Origin of the sequence: Sphingobacterium sp. E70, assembly GCF_019285695.1 — a bacterium.
In the GTDB taxonomy this organism is placed as follows: Bacteria; Bacteroidota; Bacteroidia; order Sphingobacteriales; family Sphingobacteriaceae; genus Sphingobacterium; species Sphingobacterium detergens.
The window spans coordinates 3863092-3883324 of the sequence record NZ_CP079104.1 but is presented as its reverse complement, the minus strand read 5'-3'; the positions used below and the strand labels follow the sequence as shown (position 1 = coordinate 3883324).

The window sequence follows — 20233 nt, the reverse complement described above, 5'->3', positions numbered from 1 at the left end:
CAGTATGGCACTCCCCGAACGGGCAGCCCGTTATATTTTTAAAGTCAGCAATTCGGATCCGAATACCTTACTTATTGAGAGCGCAACACAATTTAACAAACCGCTATTTCTGCCCGAAGAATATTTTGATCTAAAAGAGTTTTTTAGCCGGATTATCCAGGCGCAAAAACTAGATATTGCGCTCAAAAAGATATAATCGTCGCCTTAACAAAAACTTCATGTTATATTGACGATAAACTTAAATAAGGGTGATAAATTTGAATATCAAAAAATAAGAAATAAAATGATTAAAGATTCAGAATTATTCGAACTAGAGTATACCTTTCTTGGTGAAGGTTTCGAGTTAGATGGTGATGACATTATCACCGATGAAGACTAGGTCTTCACTTTTTTAAGCAAGTATTATTCCCCTTATATAATCTCTAAGCCCGGTTGATTCCTCTCCGGGCTTTTTCTTTGATTTGAATTTTCACCATTCTGTCATCATCTACGCATCGGCAGCAGCTCCGTTCCTCAGGAGTCTACTTATGGCGCTTTCGCCTTTCCGCCAAGATCTACCGCATGGCAACAGCCTGAAGCTAAAGTTTAGTACAAATACGAGCGCAAGTTTAACGCCAATTTTCAGTTCAAATGCGGGCAGCATTTGCCTACATTTTTTAATCTAACTATATTTAGGCATCCTTAAAAACACAGGGATCCCCTCATAATTCAATACTCCTGCCCAACATCCGCACGACAGATTATGATAGGGTTTATTCATGAACAAACATATTCAAGCAATAGCTATATGAGAAAAATCATATTGGATCTAGCCATGACGCTAGATGGATTTATTGAAGGTTCAAACGGCGAAATAGATTGGTGCATCATGGACGATGATATGGACTTCGATGGTTTTTTAGCAGGCATCGATACCATCTTTTATGGGCGTGTCAGTTATGATACCTGGGGAAATTTTCAGCCGGACAGCAGTGCCAACGAAACTGAAACTAATCTTTGGAAAAATGTTCACGCAAAGAAAAAATATGTTTTTTCCCATCAGCCAAGACAAGACCCAGGTGCTATCTTTATCAGTGAGGACATTCAGCAAAGAGTTTCCGCGATAAAGCAGCAAGAGGGAAAAGATATTTGGCTTTATGGCGGAGCAAGTTTAATCAAAACATTTATCCAGTCGAATCTTGTTGACATATACCGTATCTCCGTTCATCCAATTGTTTTGGGTAAAGGAAAACCATTATTCGAAGATCTATCTGAACGATTGTATTTAAAACTTGTAGAAAGCAGGGCATTCAAATCGGGTGTCGTACAGTTAATCTACAACGCTGACACAAAATAAAGGCTACTCGCCAGTGCCAAAATAGCAACTAGGATATGGTCTTGTTAGGCATTTCTTGACAACCATAAATTCAAAAAAGAGAAGGTAGTATCAGCATACATGATCAAAGAATTAAAACAACTGGGAGAGATCCTATCCAAAAGTATAACTAATCTAACCGAGGATCTGGAATGTGCTGGTTATTTCGGCTTTAATTTTCAACTTGATGAGCGAAATATCAAGTTTCGAAAAGCCAAAATAACGCCGACAAAGGTGGGACAATTCGTCACCCTCTGGAAACGTGCCCCACAGGGTCAAACGACAGCATTTATTGCCGATGATGCTATTGACTATTACATTATTGCTACAGAACAGGAACCACATGCGGGTTTCTTTGTTTTCCCAAAACAGGTTCTGATCGACAGACAAATCCTAACAACAGCGCGAAAGGAGGGCAAACGTGGATTTCGTGTATATCCAGCCTGGAGTATCACCCAAAACAAGCAGGCGACACACAGTAAAAATTGGCAGGGACAATACTTTATTGATCTTAATATTCCTGCTCAGGAAATAAAGAAAAAAATTGACAGCTATCCTCCAGATTAGTTGACTACAATTCCGACCCTATCTTCATATAGCTTTCAGGTTGCAGACGGATCATAGCTATCTTTCTCATCGAGATGAGCGAAACCTAAGCGGCAAGGCTGTCAAAATCCTACCTAGCCCCGACAGTCTCTTGATAGGCTTCATGCAACAAACTGACCGCATCACACATGTCTTTCTCATCGAGATGAGCGAAACCTAAGCGCAAGGCTGTCACAGTTCTATTCTGGTACAGGCAGTTACTCGGTAACAGTAGTCCTTTTCCCTTTGCTTTTTCTTGTAAGGAGGTCAGTGAAAAGCTGACATTGAATCTGGTCCAAAACGCTAGCCCTGAAACCGGAACTTCAAATGTAACTTTGTTTTCAAAATTACCTTGTAGTAATTGCGCAAATAGGTCTTTCCGTTCAGCAACTATTTTTTGAAACTTTCGCTGATACCGAAAGATATCGCCCTGATGGATAATTTCACCCAATGTTTTTCGATCATAAAATTGGGCTTACCAAAAAGATTTAGGTATTTTTTCCCTCCTCCAGGAGATCTTGAGGAGCAATCAAAAATTCATCTGAAAACCGGGATCCAAAAACGACCAAATGTTCCCGTATAGATCACCCTATTCCCTGCATTTTTGCGAAAAAGAGATTCTCCCTTGTCTTTGACCAGCGAAGACTCAAAATCAACATCATCTTCGATCACAATAAAATTATATTGTTCGGCCAGTTGTAACAGCTGTATTTTCCTTTTTCAGAAAGACTTACTGTAGTAGGGTATTGGCATTTTGTATTGATGTAAACACACCTGATCTCACCGGGTGCAAAATGATCTGCGATATAATCAATATCCATTCCCATCGCATCTACAGGAACCGTTTTCAGTTTGGCTCCGGCTTGGCTAAAGATCATGTTCGGCAAAAAATAGCTTGGATTTTCGACCAGTACAATATCCCCTGTTGAATCAATAAGCGTGATAAAATAGAAAAGATCTGCTCACGGCTGGCAATGGGCAGTAGAAAGTTCCGCGAGAGATGGAAACCACGTGTCAAATTGAGATAATAGCTCAATTGATCCCTAAAAATAGATTCCCATCAGTCGTAGCCGGAAATTCATCACTCTTCTTTTTCCGTTTTACCATGGAGGCGTAAAAACGCACCAGCTCCTCAGTCTCGATAATACGGTAGTCTGGAGTACCGTCCGTGAAGTAATATTTTTCAGGAACTTCAAATACCGGTGTATCCAGGATCAATTCTTTTCTAAAATGATACGGAGCCCGATCCGGTGGTTGCCGAAAAGCTTCGATTGCCGAAGCAGCAGTAATCACACGTTCGGGATTTTTCACAAAGGTCCCCTGTTTGGCAGAATTTCCACCCAGCCTTGCTCTTGTAGTTCCGCTAGTGCGGCGACCACCGTTTTTCGGTGCACCTTCAATTCCGTCGCTATCTTTCGGCTTCCCGGGAGAAGATCCCCATCCTCCAGCAGGTTGCGCTTGACAGCATTGATAAATTGATAGACGATCTGTATATAAACAGCATCCTCCTTGCGGCGATCTATCTTGATAATCGAATGAAAACCTATACTAACCGGACTACTCATTATGTTTATTTCGGACTACCAAAGTTAAGATTTAAACTGTAATCTTTGCAATTCAACTGAAAAAAACAGGCGTATGGAAATTTGATATCTACCGCATTTTTCTGTGATAGAAACCTGATTTCCAAACGATCAAACACAACAAATATGAGCACAGAAAAGAAATGGACACAGGCCGAAGTTGTTGCCTTATATAACAAACCGATCATGGAACTGCTGTACGAAGCTGCTACAGTTCACCGTACCTATCATGATCCAAATAAGGTACAGGTATCTACCTTGATTTCCATAAAAACTGGTGGATGTCCTGAAGATTGCGCTTACTGCCCGCAAGCAGCACGCTATCATACTGATGTTAAGGCCGAGCGGCTGATGAGTGTAGAACAGGTAAAAGCGCAGGCTTTGGCAGCCAAGGCTGGCGGCAGTTCACGGATATGCATGGGTGCCGCTTGGCGCAATGTCAAAGACGGGCCAGAGTTTGATCAAGTATTGGATATGGTCCGTACACTGAACAGACTCGATATGGAAGTCTGCTGTACCTTGGGTATGCTGACCGAAAATCAAGCACTGCGGTTATCGGAGGCAGGACTCTACGCCTATAATCACAACCTGGACTCCTCAGCGGAATACTATGAAGAAATTATCTCGACCCGAAGTTACGATGACCGCTTGCAGACCATCGAAAATGTACGTAAGACAAATATCACGGTATGCAGTGGCGGTATTATTGGTATGGGGAAAGCATAGCCAACCGGGCGGATATGCTGATTACACTCGCTTCGCTCATTCCACAACCTGAGTCGGTACCAATCAATGCGCTGGTTCCGGTCGCTGGCACACCGATGGAAGAGATGGAAACGGTATCCATATGGGAAATGGTGCGCATGGTTGCCACCGCCCGGATTTTATTACCGCAAACGCAGGTTCGTTTATCAGCGGGTCGCAGCAATATGAGTCGCGAGGACAAGCTTTATGTTTTTTGCTGGCGCAAATTCCATTTTTGCAGGTGATAAGCTACTCACAACCCCCAACCCTGCTATAAACGAGGATATGGAGCTATTCAAAACGTTAGGGCTGATTCCCCAACAGCCTTTTGAGAAAAAAGCCAACCCGAAACCATCGCGATGGAGGATAGCCAATACCAGGCACTGGGTGAAAAACCACAATGGTCGCGACCTGACCACAAAATTCAACGCAATCTGGACAAACAGCATCAGTAAAAATAGATCAAGGACAGTAAATCAGGAATTGAAAAAAATAACATCATGACAGCGCAGCATACGACCGACGATTTCGACAGACAGCACCTATGGCACCCTATACCAGTATCACAGACCCACTGCCAGCCTACAAGGTAAAGCGGGCGGATGGCTGTAAGATTGAACTGGAAAATGGGCAGCAGCTGATCGACGGCATGTCATCCTGGTGGTGTACCATCCATGGGTATAACCATCCCGTATTAAATGCCGCGGTAACAGCCCAGCTTAACAAGATGTCGCATGTGATGTTTGGTGGTTTGACACATGAACCGGCAATTGCTCTTGGCAAAATACTCCTTGAAATCACACCGCCTTCACTCAACAAAATATTTTATGCCGATTCAGGTTCCGTTGCAGTAGAAGTGGCACTCAAAATGGCTGTACAGTACTGGGTGGCACAAAAGAAGATCAACAAGACAAAATTTGTTACTGTTCGTTCGGGATACCATGGTGACACCTGGAATGCCATGTCTGTATGCGACCCTGTGACCGGTATGCACCGTATTTTCGGCAATACCCTCCCCTTCGTTACTTCGCCGCGGCCCCTCAAATTGGGTTTGATGCAGCATGGGATGCCAGCGACATTGCTCCACTGGCCGAACTTATCAGAACACATCAGGACGAACTGGCGGGTCTGATCCTTGAACCGATCGTCCAGGGTGCCGGTGGAATGCGCTTCTACCATCCCGAATACCTCCGTCAGGCAGCACAACTCTGTAAGGAGAATAATATCTTACTGATTTTTGACGAAATCGCCACCGGATTCGGTCGCACCGGTAAGCTCTTTGCCTGTGAACATGCAGCTGTAGCGCCAGATATTCTATGCCTTGGCAAGGCCTTGACAGGTGGATACATGACCCTATCCGCAGTAATCACTTCTACGGCTGTTGCAGATACAATTTCCAATGGCAGCCCAGGTATGTTTATGCATGGCCCGACTTTTATGGCAAACCCGCTGGCCTGTGCCGTAGCCCTTGCGTCGATCAAATTATTATTGTCAACGGACTGGAAAGCAAAGGTGAAATCTATTGAAGAACAACTGACACAAGCACTTGCACCAGCAAAAGACTTTCCCCAGGTAGAAGATGTCCGGATTTTGGGGGCCATTGCTGTTATCGAAATGAAGCATCCGGTAGCCATGGCCAGTATACAAAAACGATTTGTTGAAGAAGGTGTCTGGATCAGACCTTTTGGCAAATTGGTTTATATCATGCCGCCTTTTATCATTGGTACTGAAGAGTTAAACAAACTGACACAGGCTTTGCTCAAGGTCGTCAAAGAAATCGACTAATGGAAAACAATCTACTCGATAGTTTTGTGGATGAACTTCACAAACTCGAAAAACAAGGAAATAGGCGAACACTCCCCTGATTACCCAGCAGGAAAACCGTATCCAATACGAAGAGAAAACGGTTATAACCTCTCCTCAAATGATTATCTGGATCTGGCTAAGGACCTGACATTGCGCGAAGAATTTTTACAATCGGTCAACAGCGACAATGCGCTTTTCAGCGCTTCATCTTCACGCCTATTAACTGGAAATCATGTGCTGTATACCCAACTGGAGGAGCGGTTGAGCGCTATGTTCGGTACCGAAAGTGCCCTGGTATTTAACAGTGGTTATCACATGAATACAGGTATACTTCCAGCCATCTGTCATGGGCGTACCCTAATGCTAGTAGACAAATGGGTGCACGCCAGTATCATTGATGGGATCCGGCTTTCAGCAGCACAGCATTTCCGGTATCGCCATGCCGACTATGCCCATCTGGAAGAATTACTAGCAAAACATGCTTACCGCTTCGAACGCGTCATTATCGTCACGGAAAGCATTTTCAGTATGGACGGGGATTGTACAGACCTCGGTTATCTGGTTCGCCTCAAACACCGTTATTCGAATGTCATGTTGTATGTGGATGAGGCTCATGCGGTGGGCGTACGTGGCGAAAGAGGACTTGGCTGCGCTGAAGAGCAGGGATGCATTGCTGCTATTGATTTCCTGACAGGTACCTTTGGAAAAGCACTGGCCTCGCTAGGCGGCTACCTCGTCTGTCGGCAGCCGATTCGGGATTATCTGATCAATAAAATGCGGACATTGCTATTCACAACTGCCCTCCCGCCGATCAATCTCCACTGGAGTTTATTTATTCTGGAACGCTTGGACAGTTTTTCAGATCGACGTCAGCAATTGTGTAAAAACAGCGCGTTGCTCAAACAACAGATGATCGCAAAGGGGTACGAATGTGGTTCACAAAGCCATATTCTGCCTCTTATAATAGGCGATAGCAATGCGGCTGTCCTGAAAGCAAAAGAACTGCAGCGAAAAGGATTTTATGTCCTTCCGATCCGTCCACCTACCGTTCCGGAAGGATCTTCAAGAATACGTATTTCATTAACAGCAGGGATGCCGGCATCGCTGATTCATCAACTTGCAGCAAGCCTATGATTTTCAAAAAAATTACCCATGCACTTCACCCGGTCAACCCAGATAATTTGGTATCACTGAATAATCCACTATCATCCAACAAAAAGCTTGTCTTATTCTTTGCGGGATGGGGAATGGATGAACATCTGTTTTCTGGTTACGCCCGATCTGGACAGGATCTGATGATCGCCTACGACTATTCTTCCTAACACTGGACGAAAACCTCCTAAAGGGCTACGAAGAAATCCAGGTTTTCGCTTGGTCTATGGGCGTATGGGCAGCTTCACAGGTATTACCGAAACTGCAGATGCAGCATTATCCGATCAGTACCTGCACAGCAATCAATGGCACGCCATTTCCGATTGATGACAGCAGAGGAATTCCAGTCCAGGTATTCAGGGCCACCTTGAACACGTTAAGCGAAAAACGCTTGATAAATTCAGACTACGGATGTGCGGTTCAAGGGGATATTAAACCATTTTCTTGCTAAAGCCCCAGGCGGGACATGGCGAGTCTTCGAACAGAACTGATCGCAATTGAAGAGCAGGCGACAGTACCATCAGCAACAGCTTTTCGATGGGATGAGGCCTATATCGGAAATGATGACCGCATTTTCAGTTCGGAAAACCAACAACGGGCATGGGCCCACACTCCTCATAAATGTGTCGACATGGCCCACTATCCCGAAAAATTATTTAAACAGCTTTTGCAGGAGATCTAAAATGCTTAACATCATGGACAAACAACGGATCAGATCCCGCTTTTCGAAAGCCGCACAGAGTTACCACTCGGCCGCGGTTGTGCAAGGTCAAATTGCCGAAAAAATGATCAACTTGCTCCGGAACCTTTTTCTCATCAGCCCAGACAGAGTGCTCGAAATAGGCTGTGGAACCGGACTCTTTTCCCGCCTATTGCTCCAGTACCTTTCTCCGAAGCATACAATCTTCAACGATATCTGTCCAGAAATGATCAAAAGCGTAATGAATATCGTCTTGTCGCAGCATAGTTCGCAACATTACAGCTTTATCTGTGCCGATGCCGAAACCTTCAGCCTACCCGACGGACTGGATCTCATTACCTCCTGTTCCACTATTCAATGGTTTGAAGACCCTAGCGCCTTCTTTGCGCGCTGCCATACCGCACTTCATGCGCATGGTATCCTAGCATTCAGCACATTTGGCGAAGAAAATATGCGCGAGATCAGCAGCACAACAGGAGTCGGTTTAACCTACCATACCCAATCGGCACTGGTAGCGAAATTGTTGGCATTGGGCTATGAAATTCTCCTGGTAGAAGAAGAACTCCTGAACCTCAGTTTTGAAAGCCCTTTGCAAGTACTCAGCCACCTGAAAGAAACCGGAGTGACAGGCATAAAAATCATCGTTGAACAAAAAGCAAGCTTCAGGCCTATTGTACCGAATATATAGATCGTTATGCTGTGGGCACGCGAGTTCCACTGACTTATCACCCCATCTATATCATCGCAAAGAAAAAATGAACAATTAAACAAAGGAGTGTATGGAAAGCAAACCTAAAAGAGCGAACTGATGCGTAGTAAATCTGCTCCTGAATGCGCTGGCAGATGACAGATCCTTGCGAAATCTCAACAGCACATCCCACTGAATTGGCAATCGAATAAGCAGCAAAAAAACATAGAAATGAAAAACAACATTTATTTTGTATCTGGCATAGATACCGGAATAGGCAAAAGTTACGCAACTGGTCTTATTGCAAAGCAATGGAATGCAGAGGGTCTGCGTACAATAACTCAAAAAATGGTACAGACCGGAAACACAACAATTTCTGAAGATATTACCTTACACCGCCAACTGATGGGCCTCGCCTTTACCGAAGATGACCAGGAGAAAATAACCATGCCTGAAATTTTCAGCTACCCCGCATCACCGCACCTGGCGGCGCAAATAGATAAACGCGAAATAGACTTCGAAAAAATCAGGCAAGCGACAGCGCAGTTAAGCCAGCGCTATGATGCTGTACTGGTGGAAGGTGCCGGTGGCCTCATGGTACCACTCACCGAGGATTACCTGATCATCGATTATATCAAGGAAATGAATTATCCTTTGCTTTTTGTAACCTCCGGCAAATTGGGCAGTATCAATCATACCTTATTAAGTCTGGAAGCCGTTGCCACACGTGGGATTAATCTGCATACCGTCATCTACAACACTTTTCCCGTACTTGAAGACAGCACCATCAGCACAGAAACACAGCGTTATCTCCGCAATTACATTCAAAAGCATTTTCCCGAAACCAAATTTATCACCTTATAAACGCATTTAGGCAAATAATGCTGTTTAGGACGACAATCATTGCGTGTAGATCACTAAATCAAGTTCAGTAATCGAATCTCCAATCTTATTTCAAGTCACAATAGGTCCATTAGTACGTTCTTCTCATTGCAGCTATTTCGCTTACGATGAGAAGAACGTCTAACCGCAGTTTTAAATGACCTTAGTCAAGCTGCTCCAGTCAAATTGCTGTATTACCTAAATCCTGCAACGAAAGGTCCAACCGACTGTCACGGCGGGACTGCTCATGAAAACAGCTTTGCGTGTAAAACACTAGGCCAATAAGGGATCAGTCGTGGTTTCCACTCCAGTTTCCAATCGTCCCGCAAGCTGTAGTTCAAAACCAGCATTGCCCAGCCCCTTGATGGCAAGATCGTACCAATTGCCCTGTGCGGCAATATCCAAGGTCAGGATAAGTTCTTTACCGGCTCCGATTTCCTTTGTCGCTGTATAATGCTGATAATTCAAACTTTTCACCTCCACCTGAACAGGCTTTGCATCCAGATTTTTGAGTGTTAGTTGCAGTTTGCCTGTCGGTGCTTTGGTCAGTGATTTAAGTTCTGGAGACACCGCAGCCGACAATGTTGGCGCCTCTTTTGTCCGGCAAACTTTCGGTAAAAACCATTTGGTCCATGTAGCTCAAAGGCATATTGCTGTCCTTCAAATTTCCGCAGATCCCATTGATAGTCGAGGCTATCTCCGGCCCTGACCGCAAAATTCCAGTTTCGATAGGTTTCGATTTGGCCCTCTTCGTCTGTATAGGCAAGTGGACTATAGACGTTGAAAGGCACTCCAGTCGTTTTTTCACCAAATATGGTTTTATCCACCTGCATCTTCAGGTTAAATTGACCGTTCTGCACATAACCAACAGCATCATGTCCATAGGGTAAGGCCGCTGATTTACGGGTTCCTTTTTCCTGTACGCGATTGAATTTCGAAGTCCAAACCTGTTGTTTAGCCTGATTCAGGTCCGTAATTTCAATAAACCCGCCCGGATTATCCTTGAACTGGGCGTTGTATATGGTTTCGATATACTGGTTTCGTTGTAGAAAAGGGAGCTGCTCTTGCGTTTGGACAAAGGGGTGAAAGCTGCTGTCAGATTACCACAGATCGTCCGCCGCCAGGCGCTGATATGATCCAGATGAATATTTTTGTTGTATTTATGGTTAAAGAAGTATTCCAAGAACTGTAAAGTCGAGGTATGGTCAAACACTTGAGAGCAGACTTTTCCTCCCCGTGACCAAGGCGATGCGATATACATCGGCACACGGAATCCCAACCCAACCGCTCCCTCACGGGCCTGTTTTTTTGGAATACCCTGTTTGAGCTCATTGTCCAAACGTACCATTTCCACTTCGCTATCAATTCCCGTCGAACAGGCTCCTGTATCTTTCCTCTTTAGATCCGGTATGAGGAAAGGTTTCACATGGTCGTAATAGCCATCATTCTCATCGTAAGTGATGATAAAAATAGTCTTTTTCCAGACCTCCGGATTTTTGGTCAGGATATCCAATACTTCCGACACGTACCAGGCACCATACCAAGGAGCACTGGGATGATCCGAGAAATTTTTGGGACCAGCCAGCCAGGATACCGCAGGTAATTTACCGCCGTCGACATCTTTTCGGAACTGATCCAGCACATCCCCTTTGGGCACTTCCAAAGTCCGCTTTTTACCCTGTTCCTTAAACTGCAATGTCTCCAGATTACGGTAATTATTATCCCCTTTATTGATCGTAAAGGCTCTTTGATGTAAAGATTTCGTAAGATCAGACAGCTTATTATAATTGTCGCCATTGAACTCTTTCAGTTCGGCTTCGGCCCGCTCCAACGCTTCACTTTTCTTACGGATATCAACACGGATTTTTTCGGTCTGCTCTTCGGATTCCGGCGACCGCTCTTCGAGCTTAGAGATTTGCCCTGGCAGATCACGTACCTGTGTTGCAAGGTTGCTGACATAAGTATCTTTGAATTTGACCTGATAGGCCTGAAAAATTCCAATAGATTACAGCCAAAATTGGACAACCAGGCCCGCTCTTCACCCGATAGTCCGCCACCACAGCTTGTTTCATTTTGATAAAAACGCCAATCTATATTGTTCTTTTCCAACAACTCCGGAAAGGTCTCCCAGGTCATTTTGCCATAGCCGAAATCATCATTACGAATATTGACCTTCTGCAATCCATCTTTTATTTCGGTGATCTTACCTGTCCAAAAGAAAGAACGATTGGGGTTGTACTGGTCATGCCTGAACAGAAATTCTGATCACATACGGTAAAAGCATCCGCCAGCGCATAGTGGAAAGGCAAATCTTCACGTGTGAAATAACCCAACGTCAACGGCATTGCTGCATATTGCTTGTTACCCGATTGCTTCGCAGTCAACCATTGGTCGTATTTCCCTGGTTATAGGCGTCCACCTGACTCGCCCTGCTATGGGGAAGCGAGCCCATCCAAGTCACCTTGCTCTCTTTGAGATTTAGCCGAAAAGGAGCAAATATTTTCCCAGCCTTATCTGTCTGATACCATACCGGGAGGTCGTTGGGTAACCGTACTGCACGTGGATCATTGAAACCCCGTACGCCGGAGAGACTCCCCAACGTATGATCAAAGGAACGGTTTTCCTGCATCAGGATCACAATATGTTCCGCATCCAGAAAACTACTTCCCGGCACCGGATCTATCGCAAAGGCTTTCTGAATGGAGGCCGGCATAAAACTAGCGATACCAGCAGCTCCGGAAAATAACAAGGTCTTTCGAAGAAATTCTCTTCTGCTTTCCATAATGTTTATCTATAATTTCGATTTGAATCTACTTAGATTTCTTTTTGTTTCATATTTCTTCGTGTAAATCTTGTGTTACTAAATTATTTACAGGAGAAGAATATGTCAAAAGGGTGGAGAATTTGTCAAGAGAAGAATATCGTAAATGGATGCGATGGATAGGGTTTGCAAAATTTGCTTACTTTTACAAAACGACAATGCATACATTTATGGTGGACATTTTGCTACTCGAAGATGACAGGGTTCTTTCTACTGAAATTAAATCCTTTTACTAAGTCAGGGTTTCTCTTGCGACCAGGCCTTTGATGGCATTGAATTTTTGGCGCAGACGCATCAAAAAAATACGGCTTTTACCTGCTGGACATCAATGTTCCCAAGATAAACGGTCTAGAAATCTGCAAGAAAATACGCAGTCATGATGCACTGACCCCGATTATCATTCTCTCCGCCTATGATGATATCGACGACAAAAGGAAGCATTTCTCCGTGCCGCAGATGATTATTTAGTCAAGCCTTTTGTGCTGGATGAATTGTTGATGCGCATCAATTCACTTCTTCGCCGGCAGCAACACAACGAAAGCAATAGCGCCAAAACGTTGGTCATCGATGATCTGATCATTTATCCTGAAGAGGCCAGGGTGCTGCGGTCAAATGAAGAAATCAACCTGACACAGAAGGAATTTCAGTTGCTGTTGCTATTGGCACAGGCCAATGGACGCACCTTATCCAAACAACATATTTCCGAAGAAGTATGGCAAAATCAATTTCAGACAACACAAAATACCATCGAAGTCTACATCAATTTTTTACGTAAAAAAATTGATAAGAATTTTGAAAATAAGCTTATCCACACCAGACCTGGATTTGGCTATTACCTCGCTGCGGATAAATGACTTTAAAAAAGAAAATAGCGATCAGTTTTAGTATTGCGTTCTCCATCCTATTCGGAATCGCGATGCTCATCATCTATTATGCCAGCGTTGATTTCAGAAATGATCAATTTCGTCAGCGTCTAGTTGATAAACTGGATTATATTTCACATTATATTGCCAATACGCCTTCTTTTGACCGCGAATCTTATAAAACTTATTTTCAAGATATTGAAGATGGGCTCTTTTATGAGGATGTCATTATTCTGGACAAGCATAAAAACTTATTTTCAGCACGGTAAAAGACAAAACAATTACCTGGAATCAGGCGATTATCAACCGTCTGGACAATGAAAAACGAATCTTCTACAAACAGGACCAATATGAAATATTGGGCAAATATTATCTAATCAACAAACAGACTTACTACCTTTTGGTCAAAGCCCAGGATTATTCTGGCAATGAGAAATTAGATCACCTGGCGATCGTATTAACTATCCTATTCTTACTGAGCACCTTGCTAATCTGGATCTTTAGCTACAATCTTATTCTCCGCTTATTACATCCTTTGGACAGACTCAAAAAGGACATTACACAAATCAATGCCAGTAAGTTGACCAACCCAGTTAAATATACCGGAAATACGGATGAGATCGCGGTATTAACCCAAGCATTCAATACCATGCTGAAACGGCTGTCCAGTGCTTTTGAATCCCAAAAGAATTTAACGCGAGTGCTTCCCATGAGCTGCGCACACCACTGGCCAGAATGTCATTCCAATTGAGAACCTCCGGCATCAACAACAGCTTGATGAAAATGTCAGTCATGTACTTGACAATATCGCAAAAGAAACACAGCATCTTTCCGAAGTCACAAACTCGCTAATGCTCCTTTCAAAATTTGATTCGGCAACACTCCAAACCACTTATCAGGAAGAACGGATTGACGAAATCATTTTCACGGCATATGAAAAGGTCACAAAAGCCTTCTCTGATCTGCAGCTTGATTTTTCTATTAAAGGCATTCCAGATCCTAAATTGACCCTCGTTTGTTCGGCGCAGTTGATTGAAATCGCCTTTGTCAATCTATTCAAAAATGCTGCGCTGTACTCTTATCACCCTGAAGTAAGCGTTGTTATCCATGAATCTCCGACACAGCTGAAAGTACGGGTAACCAATCATGGAGCTGCGCTCAGCACTACTGATCAAAAGCGTATTTTCGATGCGTTCAGTCGCGGCGAGAATGCCTCAGAAACCACCGGATCGGGTTTAGGGCTGCGGATCGTCAAACGCATTATGGATTCACATCAGGCCAGCGTCGAATACAAAGCCAATACACAGCATTCGGCCCATACATTTACACTTAGATTCCCCAAGTCGACCATCGAAAACAGCGATCCCCTACCTCTCTAATAGGCAGCTGAGGTAAAGAATGATCAAATTTTAAGCTTTTTTAAGTATTTATTAAGGGGCTTTTAATCTGCGCCCGCGTTCTTTGTTGCATAAGATTCGATCATGATGACAAAGAAATCCTTGCTATTTTTGCTGTATTTAAATTCCGTTGCATTTGCACAACAGAACCCCACAATTACCTTCGATGCTATGCATTCGAAAAATATAACTGCTCGTTCTGAAAATACAACTGGCAAAACAATACAGCAGTCTTCTGCCAGAAAAATGACGCTTCCTGAATGCGAAGAAGCCTTCCGAAAAAACAACCTCTCCCTATTGGCGCAACAATATGATATCAGTCAAGCCGAAGCGGATGTCATTCAGGCCAAAATCTGGGAGCTTCCGCAATGGAAGTCGCTGTCAATGCTTATGACCCACAAAATAAAAAGGCATTCCATGTGGGAGGATCAAAAGATGCCAGCGTATCCCAATTGCTTTATCTGGGTGGAAAAAGAAAAATGAGGTTGAGTTTGCCAAATCAAATGTTGAGCTTTCAAAACTGCAATTCAGCCAGTTGTTGGCCAGTCTACGCGCACAACTAAGGACAACATTCTATTCTCTTTATTTCGAGCAGCATAAACTGGCAGACATCAATGTGCAATTGGATTACCTCAACAGCCTATTGACCGCCTATAAGGAAGAGGGCAAAAGGGAAACGTTTCACTTCGGGACCAAGTTCGTCTGCAAACCATGGCTATCGATCTCACCAATGAAAAAACGAGTGCCACCAATACCATTATCGGTATGCAACAACAATTAAGGGTGCTGCTCTCCAATCAGGAAGATGTACTCCCAATCTATCGGATACGGAGGCAGATCGGGAACTGGCAGTCAGGCCCACAATGAGCTTGGACAAGATGTTCGACCTCGCACTTGAAAATAATGCCGACTATCAATTTGCGTTAAAAACTGCCGAAAGCTCACAGCTTTTTACCAAATGGCAAAAATCATTGAATACACCCGATATCAATCTCGGATTAGAATACAGCCAAAACGGAGGAACATTTCACAATGAACTGAATCTCAAAGCAGCGATTCCACTTCCACTATGGAAACAAAATAAGGGAAATATCATCAAGGCCAAATATGCCGAAGAAGAAGCCAAAAAGAATATCGAAGTACAACGACAGCTATTGGAATCGCAGATCCGTTCCAACTATCAGTCTTGGGAAAATCAATACAATCAATATTTCACTATTACGGCTGACGACCTGCACAATATTGCTGTTGTCTACGATGGTGTGTTCAGCAATTTCAGAAAAGGAAATATCTCCCTTGTTGAGTTCACCGATTTTATGGATAGTTATCGGATATCCATCCTCAAACTTTATGATATGAAAAAGAAATTATCCTCAATGCCGAGCAGCTTAACTACTTGGCGCAAACCCCTATATTCAATTCAAGCCATGTCAATTAAACAACTTCTCCTAAGCACTGTGGCCATCGTATTCTTATACGCCTGCCAGAATCATAAAGAAACCGACAATTCAGCGATTGTCAAAGGTTTTGAAATCAGCGAAACGATGCTCAAATCGACAAGTTTTGCGACTGTAAAAAAGAAAATGTAACGGAGGAGCTAAATTTCTTCGGTAAGATATCGGCCGATCAGAACAATTACATTGACATCTTTCCACTCGTTGGTGGAAATGTTGTATCCGTCAATGTATCCTTGGGTGATTATGTGCATAAAGGTCAGGTACTCGCAACGATCAGAAGTACAGAGGTTGCGGGTATACAAAAAGATCTATCCGATGCGAAAACGGATGTGCTGCTTGCCGAAAAGAATTACCGTGTCGCAGAGGATATGTATAACGGTAAATTGAGTACCGATAAAGATATGCTTGAGGCTAAAGGGCAATTGACCAAAGCCAAGGAGCAGCTGCGCCGTTCAGAGGCCGTCAGTCAGATTTACAATGTTCGTACGGGCAATATTTACTCCGTGGTATCTCCTATTGATGGGTATATCGTTCAAAAAACATCAATAAAGATATGCAATTGCGTAGTGACCGCAGCGACAACATCTTTGATGTTGCCAACACCAAAGACGTCTGGGCGATACTCAATGTCAATGAAACGGATATCGAAAAGATCAGCATGGGCATGCCCGCCGTTGTCTCTACATTGAGCTATCCCGACAAAAAATTCGAGGGCAGTATCGACAAAATCTTTAAAATCATTGATCCACAAACCAATGCCATGCAGGCACGCGTTGTTTTGGACAACAAAGATGGCCTTCTTATTCCGGATAGTAAAGCCACGATCAAGCTGCTTCATCACTCCAATACTCAGGCGCTGGCCATCCCTTCAGATGCGGTCATTTTTGATCAGAACAAGTATTTTGTGTTAATCTACAAATCACAAAACGACATCAAGATCCAGGAGATCCAACCCATGAAACAGAATGTAGAAACCACCTACGTCAGTGCCGGGTTGCAGGAGGGAGAGCAAGTAATTGTCAACAACAAGCTTTTGATCTATAGAGCATTGAATAATTAACCCGTGTTAGCTTTTTACGAGAATGAACAAATTCATTAAAAATATCATTGCCTTTTCCATAAAAAATAAAGCGTTCACCTTTATTTGGGTTGGTATTTTGGCTATTGCTGGCTTTATAAGTTTCAAAAGTATGCCTATTGAGGCATTTCCAGATGTCACCAATACACAGATTACCATCATCACCCAATGGAACGGCCGTAGTGCCGAAGAGGTAGAACGCTTTGTGACCACTCCTATTGAACTGGGCATGAGTCCTGTTCAGAAGAAAACCAGTATCCGCAGTACGACCATGTTTGGGCTTTCCATTGTTAAAATTATCTTTGATGATGGAGTGGATGATACTTTTGCGCGCAATCAGGTCAACAACTTGCTGCGTTCGGTCAGTCTCCCCGAGGATATAGACCCTGAGGTGCAACCGCCATACGGTCCGACAGGAGAAATATTCAGGTATACCCTACATAGCGACCAACGAAATTCCAGGGATCTATTGACCTTACAGACCTGGGTTATTGACCGGGCATTGAGAGGTGTTCCGGGCGTTGCTGACATTAATGTGTTCGGTGGGCAGGATCTCGTTTATGAGATCAGTACCGATCCCATCAAATTGGACAAATACAATCTTACCCCTTACAGGTTTACGATGCCGTCAGCAAAAGTAACCTCAATGTTGGGGGCGATGTGATCGAAAAAGTGGACAGTCCTATGTCGTCCGTGGTATCGGTTTGGTCAACTCCATCAATGATATCGAAAACATTACGGTGATCAACGAACGTGGAAACCCTGTATTCGTCAAAAATGTAGCGGAGGTCAAAGAAAGTTCCATGCCCCGGGTAGGGCAAGCCGGTTTTGGCAAAAGCGATGATGTTGTTGCCGGTACGGTGGTGATGCGTAAAGGAGAAAACCCCAGGGAGGTACTGACTGCCGTAAAAGCAAAAATTGCGGAACTCAACGACAAGATATTGCCCAAGGATGTCAAAATGCAAACCTTCTATGACCGCGACAACCTGATGGATTTCACGACCCACGGTCATGCACAATTTGATCGAGGGTATTGTACTGGTCACCCTGATGGTATTGCTTTTCATGGCCGACTGGCGCACGACAGTAATCGTTTCCATCGTCATTCCCCTTGCTCTGTTATTCGCATTTCTATGTCTTAAACTGGCAGGTATGAGCGCCAATCTGCTCTCTTTGGGTGCGGTGGATTTCGGAATTATTATCGATGGTGCTGTAGTCATGGTCGAGGGTATATTTGTCATGCTGGATCATAAGGCCCATAAACTGGGGATGGAAAAATTCAACAAAATGGCTAAGGCAGGATGGATCAAACAGACCGGTACCGGATTGGGGAAAGCCATTTTCTTCTCCAAACTGATTATCATCACCTCATTGATCCCTATATTTTCCTTCCAAAAGGTGGAAGGAAAAATGTTCTCGCCGCTGGCTTTTACCCTCGGTTTTGCGCTATTGGGTGCATTGTTATTTACACTGACCCTGGTACCGGCACTATCCCATATTCTGTTAAACAAAAATGTCAAAGAACGGCATAATCCCTTTGTGGAGTTTTGGAACAGAATCGTAGCCAAAAGTTTTGGATTTACCTTTAGAAATAAACGTCTCAGTTTAATTGTATCACTGGTCATACTGGGCGCGGTATTATTTTCCGCTAAATTTCTAGGAACTGAGTTCCTACCTACATTAAATGAGGGTTCACTTTGGGTAACCGCCGAAATGCCGATGAGTACTTCCTTAAAGGAATCCATCAAAACAACCAAAGTATTAAAAACGACATTGGAATCCTTTCCGGAGGTGACTGGTGTATTATCGCAAACCGGACGGAGCAACGACGGAACAGATCCAAATGGTTTCGGTTTTGTGCAATTTGCTGTAGCACTGAAACCTAAGGAGGAATGGACACGAAAGATTAACATGGATCAGCTGATCGAAGAGATGGATCATAAGCTCAAGCAGTATCAGGGGATCACCTACAACTATTCTCAGCCCATTTCTGACAATGTCGCGGAAGCTGTCGCGGGATTTAAGGCCGAGAACGGGATTAAGATCTTTGGTGACAACCTCGCTACGCTGGACCGCCTATCGAAAGAGGTCTTTGCACAGATCAAGGATATACAGGGGATCAAGGAGCCCGGTATTATCCTGAATATCGGTCAGCCGGAGGTCAGTGTTATCCTGGACAGAACACGCATGGCGGCATTTAATGTGTTACCGGCTGATGCCCAGGCGGTATTGGAAATGGCTTTCGGCGGAAAGACAGCTTCCGTATTATACGATGGGGAGCGCAAGTTTAACATACGTCTGCGTTATGCGCCAGAATACCGGAAGACAGAAAAGATATTGCGCAGCTGATGGTTCCCTGTGGTGATGGCACCTTGATCCCTCTAAAAAGTATCGCAACAATAGAAAAGGACAATGGCGCTGCCTTTATTTATCGGGATAATATCAAACGCTATATTGGTATCAAATTTTCCATCCGTGATCGTGACCTAGGGAGTACCATTGCCGAAGCACAGCAGAAAGTCAGCAAGATCAAATTGCCCGATGGTTATTCCATTGGCTGGACCGGTCAGTTTGAGAATCAGCAACGGGCGACACATCGCCTGGCGCAGGTCGTGCCAATCAGCTTGGTGTTGATCTTCTTCTTATTGTTTATCTTATTCGGCAATATCAAAGACTCTTTGCTCGTTTTAGCCAACGTCCCTTTTGCATTGATCGGCGGAATTATTGCACTGCATGTGACTGGCATGAATTTCGGAATCTCCGCGGGTGTGGGCATGATTGCCTTATTTGGGATATGTATCCAAAATGGTGTTATCCTGATTTCCGAATTCCATCAGAACAAAAAAGATGGCCTGCCCAACGATCAGTCTATTTACAAAGGGGTCAAATCACGTACCCGGCCTGTGGTCATGACGGCATTAATGGCTTCAATTGGATTGTTGCCAGCCGCACTCTCTACAGGTATAGGTTCGGAATCGCAAAAACCGCTCGCGATCGTCATTATCGGTGGACTGATATCCGCCACCATCTTGACTTTGCTCGTGTTCCCGATTATCTATGACATCTTCAACCGGACTGAAAAAGTACAACGGAGAGTCGCAGATCAATAAAGTCCATTTTATA

At 43.9% G+C, this 20233-nt stretch carries 33 protein-coding genes and 3 pseudogenes; 26 read left to right on the top strand and 10 right to left on the bottom strand.

Translation table 11 applies throughout. The annotated features are described in order from the left end of the window. Positions 1 to 4 precede the first annotated feature (4 nt). From KUH03_RS27290 to KUH03_RS27280, 3 genes are all read left to right on the top strand, one after another. Positions 5 to 196: a hypothetical protein gene (locus KUH03_RS27290; RefSeq protein ID WP_257087619.1), complete on the top strand. Its 192-nt coding sequence runs from the start codon at positions 5 to 7 to the stop codon at positions 194 to 196. A gap of 591 nt (positions 197 to 787) precedes the next feature. After that, the gene (locus KUH03_RS27285; protein WP_257087618.1) at positions 788 to 1336 is read left to right on the top strand and encodes a dihydrofolate reductase family protein; all 549 of its coding nucleotides are present in this window, start codon (positions 788 to 790) and stop codon (positions 1334 to 1336) included. Between the two features lie 99 nt (positions 1337 to 1435). Beyond that, positions 1436 to 1921: a MepB family protein gene (locus KUH03_RS27280; RefSeq protein ID WP_257087617.1), complete on the top strand. Its 486-nt coding sequence runs from the start codon at positions 1436 to 1438 to the stop codon at positions 1919 to 1921. Between the two features lie 109 nt (positions 1922 to 2030). On the opposite strand, the gene KUH03_RS27275 is transcribed toward KUH03_RS27280, so the two are convergent. From KUH03_RS27275 to KUH03_RS27255, 5 genes are all read right to left on the bottom strand, one after another. After that, entirely contained in the window at positions 2031 to 2390 is a 360-nt protein-coding gene (locus tag KUH03_RS27275; protein ID WP_257087616.1) for a hypothetical protein, read from the bottom strand. 86 nt (positions 2391 to 2476) lie between these two features. Continuing rightward, on the bottom strand, positions 2477 to 2611 hold the full coding sequence (locus tag KUH03_RS27270) for a hypothetical protein (protein ID WP_257087615.1): 135 nt from the start codon (positions 2609 to 2611) through the stop codon (positions 2477 to 2479). After that, on the bottom strand, positions 2608 to 2826 hold the full coding sequence (locus tag KUH03_RS27265) for a hypothetical protein (protein WP_257087614.1): 219 nt from the start codon (positions 2824 to 2826) through the stop codon (positions 2608 to 2610). Before KUH03_RS27265 ends, KUH03_RS27270 begins: the two co-directional genes overlap by 4 nt. Positions 2827 to 2971: 145 nt before the next feature. Beyond that, positions 2972 to 3250: a hypothetical protein gene (locus KUH03_RS27260; protein WP_257087613.1), complete on the bottom strand. Its 279-nt coding sequence runs from the start codon at positions 3248 to 3250 to the stop codon at positions 2972 to 2974. Beyond that, positions 3247 to 3504: a GntR family transcriptional regulator gene (locus tag KUH03_RS27255; RefSeq protein WP_257087612.1), complete on the bottom strand. Its 258-nt coding sequence runs from the start codon at positions 3502 to 3504 to the stop codon at positions 3247 to 3249. Before KUH03_RS27255 ends, KUH03_RS27260 begins: the two co-directional genes overlap by 4 nt. 144 nt (positions 3505 to 3648) lie before the next feature. Between KUH03_RS27255 and bioB the strand changes: the two genes are divergently transcribed. From bioB to bioD, 10 genes and pseudogenes are all read left to right on the top strand, one after another. Then, complete coding sequence (gene bioB, locus KUH03_RS46850; RefSeq protein WP_306429190.1) at positions 3649 to 4248, top strand: biotin synthase BioB; 600 nt, start codon at positions 3649 to 3651, stop codon at positions 4246 to 4248. Positions 4249 to 4262: 14 nt separating this feature from the next. Next, complete coding sequence (locus tag KUH03_RS46845; protein WP_306429189.1) at positions 4263 to 4511, top strand: hypothetical protein; 249 nt, start codon at positions 4263 to 4265, stop codon at positions 4509 to 4511. Positions 4512 to 4551: 40 nt separating this feature from the next. Then, a complete protein-coding gene (locus tag KUH03_RS46840) occupies positions 4552 to 4770 on the top strand; it encodes a hypothetical protein (protein WP_306429934.1) in 219 nt (72 codons plus the stop codon). Positions 4771 to 4810: 40 nt separating this feature from the next. After that, positions 4811 to 6051, top strand: a pseudogene (bioA, locus tag KUH03_RS49220) (adenosylmethionine--8-amino-7-oxononanoate transaminase). Positions 6052 to 6081: 30 nt separating this feature from the next. Beyond that, positions 6082 to 7206: an 8-amino-7-oxononanoate synthase gene (locus tag KUH03_RS27235; protein WP_257087610.1), complete on the top strand. Its 1125-nt coding sequence runs from the start codon at positions 6082 to 6084 to the stop codon at positions 7204 to 7206. Then, positions 7203 to 7394 carry a hypothetical protein gene (locus KUH03_RS27230; RefSeq protein WP_257087609.1) on the top strand — a complete coding sequence of 64 codons (192 nt, stop codon included), beginning with the start codon at positions 7203 to 7205 and terminating at the stop codon, positions 7392 to 7394. Before KUH03_RS27235 ends, KUH03_RS27230 begins: the two co-directional genes overlap by 4 nt. A 56-nt stretch (positions 7395 to 7450) precedes the next feature. Then, the gene (locus KUH03_RS49215; protein WP_373564497.1) at positions 7451 to 7675 is read left to right on the top strand and encodes a pimeloyl-ACP methyl esterase BioG family protein; all 225 of its coding nucleotides are present in this window, start codon (positions 7451 to 7453) and stop codon (positions 7673 to 7675) included. Positions 7676 to 7690: 15 nt separating this feature from the next. Further along, positions 7691 to 7906, top strand: a complete 216-nt coding sequence (locus KUH03_RS27225; protein WP_257087608.1) for a hypothetical protein — start codon at positions 7691 to 7693, stop codon at positions 7904 to 7906. A gap of 1 nt (position 7907) precedes the next feature. Next, on the top strand, positions 7908 to 8612 hold the full coding sequence (bioC, locus tag KUH03_RS27220) for a malonyl-ACP O-methyltransferase BioC (protein WP_257087607.1): 705 nt from the start codon (positions 7908 to 7910) through the stop codon (positions 8610 to 8612). A gap of 231 nt (positions 8613 to 8843) precedes the next feature. After that, complete coding sequence (bioD, locus tag KUH03_RS27215; protein ID WP_257087606.1) at positions 8844 to 9476, top strand: dethiobiotin synthase; 633 nt, start codon at positions 8844 to 8846, stop codon at positions 9474 to 9476. Between the two features lie 291 nt (positions 9477 to 9767). On the opposite strand, the gene KUH03_RS27210 is transcribed toward bioD, so the two are convergent. The 5 genes and pseudogenes from KUH03_RS27210 to KUH03_RS27190 all read right to left on the bottom strand — a co-directional run bounded on the left by KUH03_RS27210 (position 9768) and on the right by KUH03_RS27190 (position 12123). Further along, positions 9768 to 10064 (bottom strand): phospholipase domain-containing protein, encoded by a 297-nt coding sequence (locus KUH03_RS27210; RefSeq protein WP_257087605.1) that lies wholly within the window; start codon positions 10062 to 10064, stop codon positions 9768 to 9770. After that, positions 10040 to 10354, bottom strand: a complete 315-nt coding sequence (locus KUH03_RS27205) for a phospholipase domain-containing protein (RefSeq protein ID WP_257087604.1) — start codon at positions 10352 to 10354, stop codon at positions 10040 to 10042. The genes KUH03_RS27210 and KUH03_RS27205 overlap by 25 nt, the downstream gene beginning before the upstream one ends. Positions 10355 to 10458: 104 nt before the next feature. Beyond that, positions 10459 to 11325, bottom strand: coding sequence for an alkaline phosphatase family protein (locus tag KUH03_RS27200; RefSeq protein ID WP_257087603.1), 867 nt, complete (start codon positions 11323 to 11325; stop codon positions 10459 to 10461). Next, complete coding sequence (locus KUH03_RS27195; protein WP_257087602.1) at positions 11301 to 11675, bottom strand: hypothetical protein; 375 nt, start codon at positions 11673 to 11675, stop codon at positions 11301 to 11303. The genes KUH03_RS27200 and KUH03_RS27195 overlap by 25 nt, the downstream gene beginning before the upstream one ends. An 8-nt stretch (positions 11676 to 11683) precedes the next feature. Then, positions 11684 to 12123 (bottom strand): annotated as a pseudogene (locus KUH03_RS27190) (alkaline phosphatase family protein). Positions 12124 to 12591: 468 nt separating this feature from the next. On the opposite strand from KUH03_RS27190, the gene KUH03_RS49210 reads away from it, so the two are divergent. From KUH03_RS49210 to KUH03_RS46820, 13 genes and pseudogenes are all read left to right on the top strand, one after another. After that, positions 12592 to 12783 (top strand): response regulator, encoded by a 192-nt coding sequence (locus tag KUH03_RS49210; protein ID WP_373564845.1) that lies wholly within the window; start codon positions 12592 to 12594, stop codon positions 12781 to 12783. Between the two features lie 11 nt (positions 12784 to 12794). Continuing rightward, positions 12795 to 13169: a response regulator transcription factor gene (locus KUH03_RS27185; RefSeq protein ID WP_257087601.1), complete on the top strand. Its 375-nt coding sequence runs from the start codon at positions 12795 to 12797 to the stop codon at positions 13167 to 13169. Beyond that, entirely contained in the window at positions 13166 to 13447 is a 282-nt protein-coding gene (locus tag KUH03_RS27180) for a hypothetical protein (RefSeq protein ID WP_257087600.1), read from the top strand. Before KUH03_RS27185 ends, KUH03_RS27180 begins: the two co-directional genes overlap by 4 nt. Positions 13448 to 13536: 89 nt before the next feature. Next, positions 13537 to 13929: a HAMP domain-containing protein gene (locus KUH03_RS27175; protein ID WP_257087599.1), complete on the top strand. Its 393-nt coding sequence runs from the start codon at positions 13537 to 13539 to the stop codon at positions 13927 to 13929. Between the two features lie 100 nt (positions 13930 to 14029). Next, a complete protein-coding gene (locus tag KUH03_RS27170; RefSeq protein ID WP_257087598.1) occupies positions 14030 to 14557 on the top strand; it encodes a sensor histidine kinase KdpD in 528 nt (175 codons plus the stop codon). Between the two features lie 102 nt (positions 14558 to 14659). Beyond that, complete coding sequence (locus KUH03_RS27165) at positions 14660 to 15058, top strand: hypothetical protein (protein ID WP_257087597.1); 399 nt, start codon at positions 14660 to 14662, stop codon at positions 15056 to 15058. Positions 15059 to 15286: 228 nt separating this feature from the next. Then, a complete protein-coding gene (locus KUH03_RS27160; protein ID WP_257087596.1) occupies positions 15287 to 15442 on the top strand; it encodes a hypothetical protein in 156 nt (51 codons plus the stop codon). Next, complete coding sequence (locus KUH03_RS27155; RefSeq protein ID WP_257087595.1) at positions 15439 to 16164, top strand: TolC family protein; 726 nt, start codon at positions 15439 to 15441, stop codon at positions 16162 to 16164. The genes KUH03_RS27160 and KUH03_RS27155 overlap by 4 nt, the downstream gene beginning before the upstream one ends. Beyond that, positions 16128 to 17092: pseudogene (locus KUH03_RS49205) on the top strand (efflux RND transporter periplasmic adaptor subunit). Before KUH03_RS27155 ends, KUH03_RS49205 begins: the two are co-directional and overlap by 37 nt. Before the next feature lie 22 nt (positions 17093 to 17114). Continuing rightward, positions 17115 to 17774, top strand: coding sequence for an efflux RND transporter permease subunit (locus tag KUH03_RS46835; protein ID WP_306429188.1), 660 nt, complete (start codon positions 17115 to 17117; stop codon positions 17772 to 17774). Positions 17775 to 17814: 40 nt separating this feature from the next. After that, the gene (locus tag KUH03_RS46830; protein WP_306429187.1) at positions 17815 to 18252 is read left to right on the top strand and encodes an efflux RND transporter permease subunit; all 438 of its coding nucleotides are present in this window, start codon (positions 17815 to 17817) and stop codon (positions 18250 to 18252) included. Beyond that, positions 18161 to 19459, top strand: coding sequence for an efflux RND transporter permease subunit (locus tag KUH03_RS46825; RefSeq protein ID WP_306429811.1), 1299 nt, complete (start codon positions 18161 to 18163; stop codon positions 19457 to 19459). The genes KUH03_RS46830 and KUH03_RS46825 overlap by 92 nt, the downstream gene beginning before the upstream one ends. Next, on the top strand, positions 19459 to 20220 hold the full coding sequence (locus KUH03_RS46820) for an efflux RND transporter permease subunit (RefSeq protein ID WP_306429186.1): 762 nt from the start codon (positions 19459 to 19461) through the stop codon (positions 20218 to 20220). The genes KUH03_RS46825 and KUH03_RS46820 overlap by 1 nt, the downstream gene beginning before the upstream one ends. The last annotated feature ends 13 nt before the right edge of the window (positions 20221 to 20233 follow it).